The sequence below is a fragment of the Streptomyces sp. NPDC022910 genome (genome assembly GCF_055561075.1).
Window position 1 is genome coordinate 32,589 of sequence record NZ_JBVHHL010000001.1, and the last position, 12,984, is coordinate 45,572.

The window sequence follows — 12,984 nt, forward strand, 5'->3', positions numbered from 1 at the left end:
CCCGAACGGGCCGGTTACAGCGCCCCGAGCTTGCGGAAGTCCCAGGAGACGATCTTCCGCGGCGTCAGCCTGATCCACGCGTGGCGGCCGTCGTAGGGCATCTCCTCAAGACCGAAGTTCTTGCGCGCGAACAGGGTCTCCGGCGCGTCCAGCTCGGCGCACAGCTCCCCGGTGCGGGGGATCTCGCCCACGAACTCCGCGGTGCCGGACAGCTCGGCCCCCCGCAGTTGCCCGTAGTCCTCGCCCGTGTCGACCACGACGGCGATCCGCGGATCGCGGCTCAGATCGGCCCAGCGCTTGCTGCGCACGACGGAGTACAGCCACAGTGAGGTGCCGTCCCAGGCGAACCAGAGGGCGCTCACGTGCGGGGCGCCGTCGGCCGACACGGTCGCCACCCGGCAGGTGCGCTGGGTGGCGAGGAAATCGTCCAGCTCACCGGGCGTCATCATGATCTTCCGACCCCGGCGCTGCGTGTCGGTCATCCGGTCCCCCTCTTCTTCTCCCACGTCGTGCCAGAGAGATCCTCTGACATCACGTCAGAAAAGAATGAAGTGTCTTCCGTCCACCCGCAATGGTCGTTACTCTCGCCGCCTCCGACCGTCGACGACAAGGGGAACAATGCCGTCGCACGAACCGCTCACAGAACTCCTCGACCCCGCGACCACGGTGCTGCTCACCGTCGAGTGCCAGCAGGGCGTCGTCGGCCCGGACAGCGCGCTGCCCGAACTCGCCAAGGAGGCACGCTCCTCGGGTGCGCTCGCCAACGTGGCCCGGCTGGTCGCCGCCGCGCACGAGGGCGGGGTGCAGGTGATCCACGCGATCGCCGAGCGCCGCCCGGACGGACGGGGCGCGAGCCACAACGCCCGCCTCTTCCGCGCGGCCCAGCGGCTCCCGGTGCAGCAGCTGACCGGCACCACGGCGGTGCGCGTCGCGGCGCCCATCGAGGTGACGGAAGAGGACTTCGTCGTACGCCGGCTGCACGGCCTGTCGCCCATCGCGGGCACCGAGGTCGACGCGCTGCTGCGCAACCTGGGCTGTCGCACCCTCATCGTCACCGGCGTCTCGGCCAACGTGGCGATCCCCAACGCGGTGTTCGACGCGGTCAACCGGGGCTACACCGCCGTCGTGCCCGCGGACGCCATCGCCGGGGTGCCCTCCGACTACACCCCCGCGATGATCCGCAACACCCTCGCGCTGGTCGCCACGGTCGCGACCACGGACGAGGTGCTGGCCGCCCTCAAGCCACCGCGCCGGGCGGCGCGGGCGTGAGGGCACCGGGTCAGTAGTCCGGAGGCCAAGCCCCACCCTGTTGGCCTGTAAATCGAAGGCGGATCGGGGTTCTCGACCTTGGACGCGATCTATTTACGAATCAGGCGAGCTTGATCTCGTCCCCGGACACGGTGATGTTCGCGGCGGCCAGCGGCTGGGTCGCGGGCCCCTTCTTCACACTGCCGTCGGTCGCGGAGAACTGGCTGTTGTGGCAGGGGCACGTGATCACGCCGTCCGAGATGTCCTTCACGGCGCAGCCCGCGTGGGTGCACTTGGACGAGAACGCCTTGAACGTGCCCGCCGACGGCTGGGTCACCACCACGCCCTGGTCGGCGAAGACCTTGCCGCCGCCCTCGGGGATGTCGGAGGTCTTCGCCAGCGCCGTGCCGCCGGAGCTGCCCTCGGCGGTGCTGCCCCCACCGGTGCTGCCGCTGCCGGCGGTGCTGGTGTCCTGTGTGCTGGAGGAGCCCGAGGACGAGTTGTCGTTCGAGCCCCCGCATGCCGTCAGCGCGACGGCGAGCCCCGTCGCGCCGACTGCCGCCACGACGGTGCGGCGGGCCGGTGCCGGGACGGGGTGGAGCGATTCGCTGGTCATGCTGACGTTCCCTTCCACGGATGCTTCGTACCTCTGGACAGTGGTACGGCCTGTGAGCAGTAGCTGTTCAGATGCTGTCGAGATCTTGACCGCTTCGAGATCAGGCGGGCGTAAGACACGGCTGTCGTTCCGCTGTCAGAGGGACCCGGAAGGCGAAAGCCCGCCTCCGGCGGCCACCGAGACGCCAGTGGCCCGGGGATGCTCAACCGCGGGCCGCCGCTGCCCGGTCTGTGTGCAAACGCGGGCCGAGGCCGGTCCGTGACCGTGTTCGGTGGGGTTCCCCGGGGATTCAAGCGACGGCTGCCGCCGGTCTGTCTGCGCGCCGCGGTTGATCACCAAGGTGGCCCGTTGATGCGCGAGTCCGCTCACGGGGCCCTGTTGACGGCTGCAGAGGATCAAGACACCCATGTGGAGATCAGTTTCTGGAGCCCGGCCGCGACCCGGCGTCCGCTCGCGCCGATTGCTCGTCGGCGTGCTGGCGCTGGGCGGCGTGCCGGCCGGTCTGCTGCCCGGCACGGCAGTGGCCGGGAGCAGCACCATCGACCCCTTTCACGCCGTGGACCAGTTCATCGGCACCCGGCTGGACGCCTCTCAGAACAAGGGCAACAGCCCTCGACCCGGCCAAGCGCGTCGCCTCCGTCGTTCTGCCACAGGGCACCGACCGGGGCATCATGCACGTCTTCGACGTCGCGCTGACCGATCGTCCGCACGGCTGACCCTCCCCGGGGGCGGAGTGTCGCCTGGTGTCCCATGTGGTCCGTCCACCCCGCTCGACAGGTGGGGTGGACGGACGGTGTGGCGCGGCCGCAGACGCCCGTCGGCTCAGCTCGTCGGCCGTGCCACGTAGCCGATCAGCTTGGCCATGTTGGCGACGTAGGCCGCCGAGCTGATGCCCAGCGGGGCCTCCCGCGGCTGGTAGGGCGGTTCGGCCGGCGGATCCTGCGGGTTGTACGGCGAGGTGTCCCGGAGATCGCCGACATGCTTGCTCATGTACGCCTTTCCGTCGTACGGCTCCCGCGTGCCGGGCCCCAGGTAGGGGTTGGTCACAGCCTCCAGCGGGGTCAGCCAGTGGTCCCGGTCGCCGAGTCCGGCGACCAGGGAGGCCGCCTCGGCATCCGACACCACCGGCAGCGGGAGAGGTGCGTCGCGCAGCAGGTCGGAGAGCTGGATGTCGCGCAGGGAGAAGTAGCGCGGCAGGGGGATCGGCTCACCACTGGTGAGCGGGGACCGGGCGCGCAACTCGGCCACCTCGGTCGGTGTCATGGAAACCAGTTGCTCGTATCCGGCGCGGAGTCCCGCCACGTCGACGGAGCGGCCCGCGGAGTAGTGGCTCAGGGTGTCGCGGTGGTCGTAGTCGTGGTAGTAGGCGCCGTTGCGGATGTTGGATCCGAAGCGATGCACGAAGCGGGCACGGTTGGTGCCCAGTTCGACGAAGGTCGGGTGGGTGCGCCCGGCCAGCAGCGGGTTCTCGGAAATCTGGCGCTGCGTCAGCCGACAGCTGTCCAGCCAGTCCAGTGCTTCCGGGATCCGGCTGAGGTACCTCCGGTCGCCGGTCAGCCGGAAGTAGTGGAACAGCTGCTGGATGTTGGTCTGAGTGGTGTGCGTGGTGAGCGCGCGCGGTTCGTACGACCGGGCGCCGGCGGGTGCTCCGGCGGGACGGCCGTACTTGGCGCGGGACAGATGCTGGAGTCCCCAGCCGGCCTGCGGCCCGGGCTGCTGCATCCGGCGCAGGCATTCCATGGCTCGCCGGACAGGATCGATCAGGTCGCGCCGGTCCAGCGCGGAGATGCACATCAGCAGGAACTTGATGTTCTCGCCGAGCACATCGTCGTTGAAGGTGACGTGCTGGGTGTAGTCGCCGTCCTCCATCCCGTGCGTCACGTCGCCGGGGAGCCATGGCGGCCGCCGCGCGGGCCACGGCATCCGGCTGACCGAGCCGTGATACGCGGGGTGGCGCTGCGGCCAGCCGCCGTCGGCGACACCGTTGCTGAACTGGGCGCTCAGCACGAAACCGATCGCGAGGTCCAGGGCCCGCTCGAACCGCCGATCGCGGCGCTCCACGTACAGTCGCAGGATCAGTTGGGAGGCGGCAGAGGTGCCCGCGTCGTCGAAGGTGGCGTTTCCGTAGTAGTGCTGGAACTCCTCCAGCCGCCAGCCGTTCGCGCCGATGGTCTCGTACCAGTCCCTGAGGGACTTCTCGCCGGCGAAGTCGTGGATGTAGTTCCATCCGCCGACCGGTAGTTGGGCGTCCACGAGGGCGAGCCCGGTGTGCTCCGCGGCCCGGTAGAACACCTCGTCACCGGTGGCGTGGTAGGCGTCGAGCATGCTGTGCCCGACGGATGGGGTACCGGGCGGCTGAACCCAGCACATGGTGCGCTTGGCCTGCATCTCGCCCCACGTCACCGAGAGGTCGGGCAGATAGTTCCAGACATAGCCGCCCCGATAGGAGACGGTGCCGTCCATATAGGCGGCGGCTCCGCTCATGGCGCGGATCGTCTCGGTCCGCTGATCGGCGCTGGTCCGGGCCGTGCCGGGAGACCATGCCGCGGCCGGTCCCGGGTGGGTCACGGCGGGCGTGGCAAGCAACGGGCTGACGGCGAGTCGACTGAACGTGCGGCGGCTCAAGTTCTTCACGACGAAGTGCCTTCCTCACGTATGCGTAGTCCGGAAGGTGGGCGCGGCTCCGGCGGCACAGCGGTTGCACTCCGTTGTCCTGTTCTCGCCGCCCGGTCGCCCGGTCCATCGACATGAACACGGGCGCTTCATGCCTGGGTGGACGGTAATGAGTTCGCCATGGTCGGACAAGTATGTGGACATGAGTTTGATACCGGAACCATAACGCCCAAGGCCTGCCCTGTTCCGCAGTACGGTTCGATCCGCCAGGCCACCTATAGCTCACCCAATACGCCTGTGACGGACGGGGATTGACAGAACACTGTCGAGGAAGGAAAGTTTCAGGCCGCGAGGGTCGGAATGAAAACTTCTTTCGGAGGTTCCATGGAGCAGGTGGAACGGCCCGCTGAGCTCAGCGGGCCCGGTCGGGGTCCGCTCAGCCGGCGCCGGTTCGGAGCGGGAGTCCTGTCCTTCGGCGGGGCGCTGGTGGTCGCGCCCCTGGGGACCGGGTCGGCGGTGGCGGACGGCGGAGGCCGCGCGACGGCCGTGCTGCCGGGACCGGCAGCGGGCCACGGACCGACTCTGCGGCGCGGCCCCGCCATGCGGACCGGGCTGCTGCCGGAGCACTTGGACGAGGTCACTGCCGTCGCCGAGCGGTACCTCGGACCGTCACCCACACATCCGTACTGGTCCAGCGCCGTCGTGCTCGCCGGGCGTGGGGGAACGGTCGCCCTGGAGAGGGCGGTCGGCAAGGCCGTGCGGTACCAGGACTACGACTCCGCCACCGACACCGGCATCGAGTTCCCGCCCGACCGGCAGATCGACGCCACATCCGACACGGTCTACGACCTGGCCTCGCTGTCGAAGCTGTTCACCTCGCTCGTCGCCCTGCAGCTCATCGAGCGCGGCCGCATCGAACTGGAGGCACCCGCCGCGCGGTACGTGCCGGAGTACGCGGGCGGTGGAAAACAGGACATCACCATACGGCAGTTGCTCACCCACACGTCGGGACTGCAGGCCGACATCGCCTTCTACAAGCTGGGCAGCCGACAGGAGATGCTGCAGGCCCTGTGGGACGAGAAGCCGGTCAACGAGCCCGGGACCGTCTACCTGTACTCCGACCTCAGCATGATCTCCTTGCAGCAGGTCCTCGAGCGGGTCACCGGCAAGCCGCTCGACGCGCTGGTCGCGGAAGGGGTGACCGGGCCGCTCGGCATGACGGCCACCCGCTACAACCCGCCCGTCTCCTGGAAGCCGCGCATCGCGGCCACCGAGGTCGCCCGGCTGCCCTGGTCGGGGCTGGACCGGGGTCTGGTGTGGGGCGAGGTGCACGACGAGAACGCCTACGCCTTCGACGGCGTGGCCGGGCACGCCGGTGTCTTCTCCCGGGCCTGGGACATGGCTGTCCTCGCGCGAACCCTGCTCAACGGCGGCACGTACGGCGGCGTGCGCGTCCTTCGCGAGGAATCGGTGGAGTTGATGTTCTCCGACTTCAACACGGCCTTTCCCGGCGACAACCACGGCCTCGGCTTCGAGCTCTACCAGCACTGGTACATGGGTGCGATGGCCTCGCCGCGCACAGCGGGGCACACGGGCTTCACCGGGACCAGCATCGTCCTCGACCCCACGACGGACTCCTTCCTCGTCATCATGGGCAACTCCGTTCATCCGGTGCGCACCTGGCGGTCGGGTTCGGCGCCCAGGGTGGCCGCCGGAGACCGGTTCGCGCGGGCGGTTCCGGTGCGCCCCGCCCACGGCGAGAAGGCGTGGTTCGGCGGTATGGCGAGCGCGAGCACTGCCACGCTGACCCTGCCCGCGCTCGACACCTCTGCCGGGGCGCGGCTCGCGTGCGACCTGTGGTGGGACACCGAGCCGGGCTTCGACGCGTTGCGTGCCGAGACGTCCAGCGACGGCGGCGCGACCTGGCAGCCGCTGCCGTTCACCACCCGGGCGCCGGGCGGCGCGGGACCCGTGACCCACGACGACGGTGCCGTGTCCGGCTACAACGGCCGCGTCTGGCACACGCTCGACGCCACGCTCCCCGTCGGGCCGTCCCTGCTGTTGCGCTGGCGGTACACCACGGACACGCGGTACGTGGGGCGCGGGGTGTACGTCGGGGCGCTGGAGGTGCGGTCTGGGAGCACACTGCTGTATTCCGACGCCCGTCCCGGCGACAACTCGCGTGTGAATTCCGCGGGTTGGACACGAGAGCGGGACTGAGACGGGTGTCGGGACCGGTCTCAGCCATGTGATCGACGGTGCGTGTGAAGCCTGCTGCTCCAACTCCCCGGATCCTCCCCAAGGGGGAAGCCCGACCCGGGGCGAGCCAGGGATCTGGGCCGGTCCTTGGATCGGTGGCCCAATTGACCGGATAGCCTGGGAAAATGCTTAAGGAAGTAACAGCGACCCGCTACGTCACGCCGCTGCGTGAGGGCGGGTCGCTGCCGGGGCTCGTCGAGGCCGACGACCTCGGGACGTACGTCATGAAGTTCACCGGCGCCGGACAGGGGCGCAAGACGCTCGTCGCGGAGGTCGTCTGCGGTGAACTCGCCCGCCGGCTGGGACTGCGGGTGCCCGGCCTCGTGACCATCGGCCTCGACCCGGTGCTGGGCCTCGGCGAACCCGACCAGGAGGTGCAGGAGCTGCTCAAGGCGAGCGGCGGACGCAATCTCGGCATGGACTTCCTCAGCCGGGCCATCGGCTTCGACCCGCTCGCCTTCGGTATCGGCGCCGAGGAGGCGGGCCGCGTCGTCTGGTTCGACGCGCTCGTGAACAACGTCGACCGCTCCTGGCGCAACCCCAACCTCCTGATGTGGCACGGCGACCTGTGGCTCATCGACCACGGTGCCACCATGATCTGGCACCACAACTGGCCCGGTGCCGAGGCCTCCGCCGCCCGGCCCTACGACGCCTCCGACCACGCGCTGGCCCCTTTCGCTCCGGATGTGGCCGGCGCAGCCGCCGAACTGGCCCCGCTGGTGACCGAAGACCTGCTGGCCGAGGTGACCGGCCAGGTCCCGGACGAGTGGTTGACCGGCGAGCCCGGCTTCGACACCGCGGACGAGCTGCGCCGGGCGTACGCGCGAGCGCTGCTGGGGCGCGCCACCGACATCCACGAACGCATCCGGGGCATCGAGGCCCCTCGGGGGGACAAGTGAGCGAGCGGGACGTCTTCGAGTACGCGTTGCTGCGGATCGTGCCGCGGGTGGAGCGGGGCGAGTGCATAAACGCGGGCGTGTTGGTGTACTGCCGCGCGAAGTCGTTCGTCGCCGCCCGGACGCATCTGGACGAGGGAAGACTGCTGGCGCTGGACCCCGGTGCGGACGTGGCAGGCGTGCGCGCCGCACTCGGCGCCGTCGAGGGCGTGTGCGCGGGCGGCGCGGCCGCCGGGCAGGCGGCACACGACGACGCCGGGCGGCGTTTCCGCTGGCTGATCGCGCCCCGCTCGACGGTCGTCCAGCCCGGGCCCGTGCACACCGGGCTGACCGCGGATCCGGCGGCCGAGGCGGAGCGGTTGCTCGACCTTCTGGTGAGGTAATGGATCACACGCACCGAGTGTGCCGTTGACACCGGGTGCCAGGGCTTCTAGCGTCACGTCTGCTGAAGGTACTAAGCGGTCGCTCACCTGAGGGGCGTACCGTGGGAGCCGCAGACTTTCCGAAGGTGTTCCAGGCTTTCCAAGGGCGAGGAGAACCAGCAATGTCCACCACTGAGCAGCGGGTCGCCGTCGTGACCGGCGGTGCGCGCGGCATCGGCGCCGCCACCGCCGTACGACTGGCCGCCGAGGGCCGTGCCGTCGCAGTGATCGACCTCGACGAGGCCGCGTGCAAGGACACCGTGGAGAAGATCGGCGCCGCCGGCGGCAAGGCCATCGCCGTCGGCTGTGACGTCTCGGACGAGGCGCAGGTCGAGGCGGCCATTGCGCGCATCACCGAGGAACTGGGCGCGCCGACGATCCTCGTCAACAACGCGGGTGTGCTCCGCGACAACCTGCTGTTCAAGATGAGCGTCTCGGACTGGGACACCGTCATGAACGTGCACCTGCGCGGTGCGTTCCTGATGTCGCGCGCGGTCCAGAAGCACATGGTGGACGCGGGCTTCGGCCGTATCGTCAACCTCTCCTCGTCCTCCGCCCTCGGCAATCGCGGCCAGGTGAACTACTCCGCCGCCAAGGCCGGTCTGCAGGGCTTCACCAAGACCCTGGCCAAGGAGCTCGGCAAGTTCGGCATCACCGCGAACGCCGTCGCCCCCGGCTTCATCGCCACCGAGATGACCAAGGCGACCGCCGACCGGGTCGGCATGGGCTTCGAGGACTTCAAGGCCGCGGCCGCCACCCAGATCCCCGTACAGCGCGTCGGCGAGCCCGACGACATCGCCAACGCGATCGCCTTCTTCACGGGCGACGCGGCCGGATTCGTCTCCGGTCAGGTGCTGTACGTCGCCGGCGGACCGCTCGACTAGGGCCAGGGGACACGGACACATGACTGCACTGCCCGAACTCTCCGGCAAGGTCGCCCTCGTCACGGGCGCGAGCCGCGGCATCGGCTACGGCGTCGCCGAGGCGCTCATCGCCCGCGGCGACCGGGTCTGCATCACCGGACGCAACGAGGACGCCCTCAAGGAGGCCGTCGAGAAACTCGGCGCCGACCGTGTCATCGGCGTCGCCGGCAAGGCCCACGACGAAAACCACCAGGCCCTCGCCGTGGAACGCACCATGGAGGTCTTCGGCAGGGTCGACTTCCTGGTCAACAACGCCGGCACGAATCCGGTGTTCGGCCCGATCGCCGACCTCGACCTGAACGTGGCGCGCAAGGTGTTCGAGACGAACGTCGTCTCGGCGCTCGGTTTCGCCCAGCGGACCTGGCACGCCTGGCAGAAGGACAACGGCGGCGCGATCGTCAACATCGCCTCGGTGGCCGGCCTCTCCGCCTCGCCGTTCATCGGCGCGTACGGCATCAGCAAGGCCGCCATGATCAACCTGACCCTTCAGCTCGCGCACGAGTTCGCACCCCTGGTGCGGGTCAACGCGATCGCGCCGGCCGTCGTGAAGACCAAGTTCGCCCAGGCCCTGTACGAGGGCCGGGAGGCGGAGGCCGCCGCGGCCTACCCGCTCGGCCGGCTCGGCGTGCCCTCGGACATCGGCGGCGCCGCCGCGTTCCTCACGTCGGACCAGTCCGACTGGATCACCGGCCAGACGCTCGTCGTCGACGGCGGCATCTTCCTGAACGCCGGGGTCGGATGAGCTGAGCACCGGACACGGGCGCCGCCTGGACAGAACGGCGCCCGTGTCGAGGTCCACAAGACTCACAGACGGATGACAACGTCGTCATATACGCGCTGATCAAGTGCCCTGCGCGAAGCAGGCTCAGTCGGCCGGGCGCTGCGGTAGGGTCTGCCGCCGTCCCCTGGTACGGCAGATCGAGGAGTGCGCGCGTGTTCAACCGGAACCGTTGTCTGCGTCGGCTGGCGGCGATCACGTCCATATCCCTGGTGGCCGGCTGCGGTGCGCTCTCCTCGGGGTCCTCCGACGACAAGGGGCCGATCGTCGTCGGCACCACCAGCTCTCCGAGCACACTGGATCCGGCCGCCTCCTGGGACAGCTCCTGGGAACTGTTCCGCAACGTCTACCAGACCCTGCTGAACTACCCCGACGGCGCGACCGAGCCGGGGCCGGACGCAGCGGAAAGCTGCGGGTTCACCGACGCCGGGAACCTGGCGTACCGCTGTGTCCTGCGTGAGGGCCTGACGTTCTCCAACGGGGACAAGCTCGACGCCCGTGCCGTGAAGTACTCGATCGACCGGATCAAGCGCATCAACGTGTCCGGCGGCCCGGCGGGGCTGCTGGGCAGCCTCGAGCGGGTCGAGGTGAAGGGCGACCGCGAGGTCGTCTTCCACCTCGGCGAGCCGGACGCCACCTTCCCCTTCGTTCTGGCCACCCCCGCCATGTCCATCGTCGACCCGGCCGACTACTCCGCCACGCAGGTGCGCAAGGACGGCAAGGTCACCGGGTCCGGGCCGTACACGCTGCAGTCCTACCAGGAGGGCAAGGAGGCCCGGCTCGCCGGGAACAGCCGCTACAAGGGCTACGCCCAGCGGAAGAACGACGCGGTCACCATCCGCTACTTCCAGAACTCCTCCAGCATGGTGGACGCCCTCAAGAGCCGGAAGATCGATGTCACCTACCGCGGTCTCGGCGCCTCCGACATCGTCTCCCTCCAGGGCCGCGGGTCCGACAACGGTATCCAGCTCGTGGAGAACGCGGGCATCGAGATCAGTTACCTGGTGTTCAACCCGAAGGACCCGTGGGCCAGGAAGCCCGCCGTCCGCAGAGCCGTGGCCCAGGTCGTGGACCGTGCCGCGATCGCCCACAACGCCTACAAGGACACCGTCGAACCGCTCTACTCCATGATCCCGGCGGGTCTGACCGGACACACCACGGGCTTCTTCGACGACTTCGGGGACCCCAGCACCTCCAAGGCCCGCAAGATCCTCTTGGCGGCGGGCATCACCCAGCGCGTCCCGCTGACCTTCTGGTACACCACCGACCGCTACGGCTCCGAGACCGCCCCCGAGTTCCAGGAGCTCAAGCGCCAGCTCGAGGACTCCGGTCTCTTCCAGGTGACGCTCAGGAGCCGTCCCTGGAAGACGTACGTGGAGGGCTACCAGAAGGGGGAGTACCCGGTGTTCGGGCGAGGCTGGTTCCCCGACTTCCCGGACCCCGACAACTACATCGCCCCCTTCGTGGGCCGGCAGAACGCGCTCGGCACGCCCTACCCGTCGCCGGAGATCACCGACGTGCTGCTGCCGCAGTCGCGGCGCGAGAGCGACCGCGCCAACGTGGTCAAGGAGTTCGAGCAGGCCCAGCAGATCCTGGTGAACGACGCCCGGCTGCTTCCCCTGTGGCAGGGCAAGCAGTTCGTCGCGGCGAGCGGGGAGATCTCCGGCGGCGAGCGGGCGCTGGACCCGTCGACGATCATGATGATGTGGGAGCTGTACCGCAAGACCAGCTGGTAGCCCGGCCCAGGGGCCGGGTCCGGGAGCCCGTTGTCAGTGGTCGCCTGTAGGTTCTGAGGCCTGGAAGTGACCGCACATCGGAGGAAGTTGACGTGACCGACATCGCCATGCTGCCGGAGTCCTGGCGGGGCGTTCTGGGCGACGAACTGCAGCAGCCCTACTTCAAGGAACTCGTGGAGTTCGTCGAGGAGGAGCGCGCCAAGGGTCCCGTCTACCCTCCGCGTGAGGAGGTCTTCGCCGCCCTCGACGCCACGCCGTACGAGAAGGTGAAGGTCCTCGTCCTCGGCCAGGACCCGTACCACGGCGAGGGCCAGGGACACGGCCTGTGCTTCTCCGTGCGGCCGGGCGTGAAGACTCCGCCCTCGCTGCGGAACATCTACAAGGAACTGCGGGAGGAGCTGGGCACACCGATCCCGGACAACGGCTATCTGATGCCGTGGGCCGAGCAGGGCGTGCTGCTGCTGAACGCGGTGCTGACCGTGCGCGCCGGCGAGGCGAACTCGCACAAGGGCAGGGGCTGGGAGAAGTTCACGGACGCGGTGATCCGTGCCGTGGCCGGCCGACCGGATCCGGCGGTGTTCGTGCTGTGGGGCAACTACGCGCAGAAGAAACTGCCGCTGATCGACGAGACGCGGCATGTCGTCGTCAAGGGCGCGCACCCCTCGCCGCTGTCCGCGAAGAAGTTCTTCGGCTCGCGTCCGTTCACTCAGATCAACGAGGCGGTGGCCCGGCAGGGGCACGAGCCGATCGACTGGACCATCCCGAACCTGGGATGAAACCCGTGCGGGTCCGGACCCGCCCTCCGTCGCCGTTTCCATGATGCGTCACCGTGTTGGCCCAGCGCCCGTACGGAGCCGCCTGACCGCGATTGCCGGTGGCGGCGGTTAGCGTCGTGGATGGGGGAGCATGACGAGCGCGGAGGACGCGGTGGCGAAGCGACACGAGCAGGCGGCGCCGGACGCCGTCATGACCCGGATCGGACAGGTCGTCATGCTGCACCACGGCGGCGACCGCGAGGAGGCCCGGGACCGCTTTCTGCGTCTGTGGGCCGAGATCGGCGAGGACGGCGACCCGCTGCATCGCTGCACACTGGCGCACTACATGGCGGACACGCAGGACGACCCTTCGGACGAGCTCGCCTGGGACCTGAGAGCGCTGTCGGCCGCCGAGGAACTCACCGACGAGCGCCTCGCCGGCCACGCGGGGGCGCTCGCGGTACGCGCGTTCTACCCGTCGCTCCATCTGAACCTGGCCTCCGACTACGTGAAGCTCGGCCGCTCCGAGGCGGCCCGTGTCCATCTGGGCCGGGCCCGTGGCGCGGTCGGCGCCCTCGGCGAGGACGGTTACGGCGACGGCATCAGGGCCGGGATCTCACGTCTGGAGCGGCGGCTCGCGGAGGAGTGGCCGTGGGGCGGCACACCGGAGCCCGGCCCCCTGGACGGCCCGGGCGGGGAGACGCTGGGCCCCCAGAGACAGCGTCCCTGAGGGGGAAG

General features: G+C 69.6%; 12 protein-coding genes. 9 read left to right on the plus strand and 3 right to left on the minus strand.

Annotated elements, in window-relative coordinates; translation table 11 throughout:
* Positions 1–14: 14 nt before the first annotated feature.
* The gene (locus ACZ3TS_RS00165) at positions 15–482 is read right to left on the minus strand and encodes a pyridoxamine 5'-phosphate oxidase family protein (protein WP_467611697.1); all 468 of its coding nucleotides are present in this window, start codon (positions 480–482) and stop codon (positions 15–17) included.
* A 136-nt stretch (positions 483–618) separates the two neighbouring features.
* Between ACZ3TS_RS00165 and ACZ3TS_RS00170 the strand changes: the two genes are divergently transcribed.
* On the plus strand, positions 619–1,269 hold the full coding sequence (locus tag ACZ3TS_RS00170) for a cysteine hydrolase family protein (RefSeq protein ID WP_467611700.1): 651 nt from the start codon (positions 619–621) through the stop codon (positions 1,267–1,269).
* Positions 1,270–1,369: 100 nt separating this feature from the next.
* Here the strand turns inward: ACZ3TS_RS00170 and ACZ3TS_RS00175 are convergent, their stop codons facing one another.
* Both ACZ3TS_RS00175 and ACZ3TS_RS00180 read right to left on the minus strand, forming a co-directional pair.
* On the minus strand, positions 1,370–1,864 hold the full coding sequence (locus tag ACZ3TS_RS00175) for a Rieske (2Fe-2S) protein (RefSeq protein WP_467611703.1): 495 nt from the start codon (positions 1,862–1,864) through the stop codon (positions 1,370–1,372).
* A gap of 822 nt (positions 1,865–2,686) precedes the next feature.
* Entirely contained in the window at positions 2,687–4,498 is a 1,812-nt protein-coding gene (locus ACZ3TS_RS00180; protein WP_467611706.1) for a pectate lyase, read from the minus strand.
* Positions 4,499–4,861: 363 nt separating this feature from the next.
* On the opposite strand from ACZ3TS_RS00180, the gene ACZ3TS_RS00185 reads away from it, so the two are divergent.
* The 8 genes from ACZ3TS_RS00185 (at position 4,862) to ACZ3TS_RS00220 (ending at position 12,976) form a co-directional block, all read left to right on the plus strand.
* Positions 4,862–6,697: a serine hydrolase domain-containing protein gene (locus ACZ3TS_RS00185; protein ID WP_467611709.1), complete on the plus strand. Its 1,836-nt coding sequence runs from the start codon at positions 4,862–4,864 to the stop codon at positions 6,695–6,697.
* A gap of 164 nt (positions 6,698–6,861) precedes the next feature.
* Positions 6,862–7,635, plus strand: coding sequence for a HipA family kinase (locus ACZ3TS_RS00190; RefSeq protein ID WP_467611712.1), 774 nt, complete (start codon positions 6,862–6,864; stop codon positions 7,633–7,635).
* Entirely contained in the window at positions 7,632–8,015 is a 384-nt protein-coding gene (locus ACZ3TS_RS00195) for a DUF3037 domain-containing protein (protein ID WP_467611715.1), read from the plus strand. The genes ACZ3TS_RS00190 and ACZ3TS_RS00195 overlap by 4 nt, the downstream gene beginning before the upstream one ends.
* Positions 8,016–8,176: 161 nt before the next feature.
* The gene (gene fabG / locus ACZ3TS_RS00200; protein WP_467611718.1) at positions 8,177–8,938 is read left to right on the plus strand and encodes a 3-oxoacyl-ACP reductase FabG; all 762 of its coding nucleotides are present in this window, start codon (positions 8,177–8,179) and stop codon (positions 8,936–8,938) included.
* A gap of 19 nt (positions 8,939–8,957) precedes the next feature.
* Positions 8,958–9,719 carry an SDR family oxidoreductase gene (locus tag ACZ3TS_RS00205; protein ID WP_467611721.1) on the plus strand — a complete coding sequence of 254 codons (762 nt, stop codon included), beginning with the start codon at positions 8,958–8,960 and terminating at the stop codon, positions 9,717–9,719.
* A gap of 191 nt (positions 9,720–9,910) precedes the next feature.
* Positions 9,911–11,491 carry an ABC transporter substrate-binding protein gene (locus tag ACZ3TS_RS00210; RefSeq protein WP_467611724.1) on the plus strand — a complete coding sequence of 527 codons (1,581 nt, stop codon included), beginning with the start codon at positions 9,911–9,913 and terminating at the stop codon, positions 11,489–11,491.
* 92 nt (positions 11,492–11,583) lie between these two features.
* Positions 11,584–12,267, plus strand: a complete 684-nt coding sequence (locus ACZ3TS_RS00215; RefSeq protein WP_467611727.1) for a uracil-DNA glycosylase — start codon at positions 11,584–11,586, stop codon at positions 12,265–12,267.
* Between the two features lie 130 nt (positions 12,268–12,397).
* A complete protein-coding gene (locus ACZ3TS_RS00220; RefSeq protein WP_467611730.1) occupies positions 12,398–12,976 on the plus strand; it encodes a hypothetical protein in 579 nt (192 codons plus the stop codon).
* Positions 12,977–12,984 lie beyond the last annotated feature (8 nt).